The sequence below is a fragment of the Streptomyces tateyamensis genome (genome assembly GCF_003205575.1).
Lineage (GTDB): Bacteria > Actinomycetota > Actinomycetes > Streptomycetales > Streptomycetaceae > Kitasatospora > Kitasatospora tateyamensis.
Genome location: NZ_PYBW01000072.1, coordinates 1 through 1,588, shown reverse-complemented (window position 1 = coordinate 1,588; position 1,588 = coordinate 1). Strand labels below are relative to the sequence as shown.

Below are 1,588 nucleotides of genomic sequence, written 5' to 3'. Positions count from 1 at the left end.
GTAAGCATTCACGAGGTCCGGGCGGGTGTGGCGTCCTGACGATGTGACAGGTGGGTCGTGGGTCCGGCACGATGTGTGGTCGTGTCCGCTGCTGAGCCCGTCGTGTCGCGTGAGGATCTTCTCGTGCTGATCGGGCTGCTGCGTGAGCAGAACTCGGCGCTGGTCGAGCGGTGTGCCCAGCTGGAGGAGCAGAACGCGAGGCTGACCGCGCGGGTGGCTGAGCTGGAGCGACGGTTGAGCCGTGACAGCGGCAACTCCTCGAAGCCCCCGTCCTCGGACGCCTTCGGACGCCCGGCGGAGAATCCGAGGCCGAAGGCCGCTCGTAAGCGGGGCCGGCAGCCGGGTGCTCCCGGGGCGGGCCTGGGCATGGTGGAGCGGCCCGACCGGGTCGAGGACCACCGGCCGAAGGCGTGCGGGGGCTGCGGCGAGAGGCTCGCGGGCGCCGAGTCGGCCGGCTTCGCCCGGCGCCAGGTCCACGACATCCCGCTGGTCACGGTGCAGGTCACCGAGCACCGGCTCCACAAGGTCCGCTGCGACTGCGGACACACCACCACCGCCCCCGCGCCCGAGCAACTGGCGGGTGCCCCCGCGTCCTACGGGCCCAACCTGCGCGCACTCGCCGTGTACTTGCTGGTGTTCCAGCACGTCCCCGTCGAGCGGGCCACCCAGCTGATCGCGGACATCACCGGCGCGAACGTCTCCACCGGCTGGACCTGCGGTGTCCTGGCCGAGGCCGCCGACCTCGTCGCCGACTGCCTGAACCTCATCCGGGCCCTGCTGGTACTCGGCCACGTTCTCCACGCGGACGAGACGACCACCCGCATCGGCGCCAAACGACGCTGGCTACACGTGGCCTGCACCGAACACCTCACCCTGCTCGCACTCGCCCCGCGCTCGCGCGAGGGAGCCAACTCCCTCGGCGTCCTGCCGGGCTTCCGGGGCACGCTGGTGCACGACTCGCTGTCGCTGTACTCGGGTTACCCCGATGCCGAGCACCAGCTCTGCGGAGCGCACCTGGTACGGGAGTTGACCGCCGCCGAACAGGACCACCCGAAGCAGAAATGGCACCAGCAGATCCGCTGGACCCTGTCCGGCCTCAACAAGCAGGCGGTGCGGGTGCGGGCCGGGCAGATCGCCGAGATCGCCCCCGACTCGCTGCTGTTCTACCTCGACCACTACCACCGGGGCGTCGCCGCCGGCCTGGCCCTGCACCCCCGCGCGCCCGGCCGCAAGCAGAGCCCGAGCCGCAACCTCCTGGAACGCCTGCGCGACCACGCCCACGACGTCCTCAGATTCGCCGACCACCCGAACTTCACGCCCATGACCAACAACAGCGCCGAGAGAGCCCTGCGGCCGGTGAAGACACAGGTGAAGATCTCCGGCTGCCACCAGTCCGAGGCGGGCGCGGCGGCCTGGCTCGCCGTGCGCTCCTACCTGGACTCCGCCCGCAAGCACGGCCTGAACGCCTTCGACGCCATCCGACGCGCCTTCACCGGCAACCTCTGGATGCCACCCATCGCCCTGCCCGCCTGACCAGCGGATATTACACAGCGTCAGAAATCAGGCCGCATTCCTTCTGAATGCATAC

General features: G+C 70.3%; 1 protein-coding gene. It reads left to right on the top strand.

Annotation, left to right across the window (positions count from 1 at the left end):
- Positions 1 to 123: 123 nt before the first annotated feature.
- Positions 124 to 1,533: an IS66 family transposase gene (gene tnpC / locus C7C46_RS19980; RefSeq protein ID WP_181442429.1), complete on the top strand. Its 1,410-nt coding sequence runs from the start codon at positions 124 to 126 to the stop codon at positions 1,531 to 1,533.
- The last annotated feature ends 55 nt before the right edge of the window (positions 1,534 to 1,588 follow it).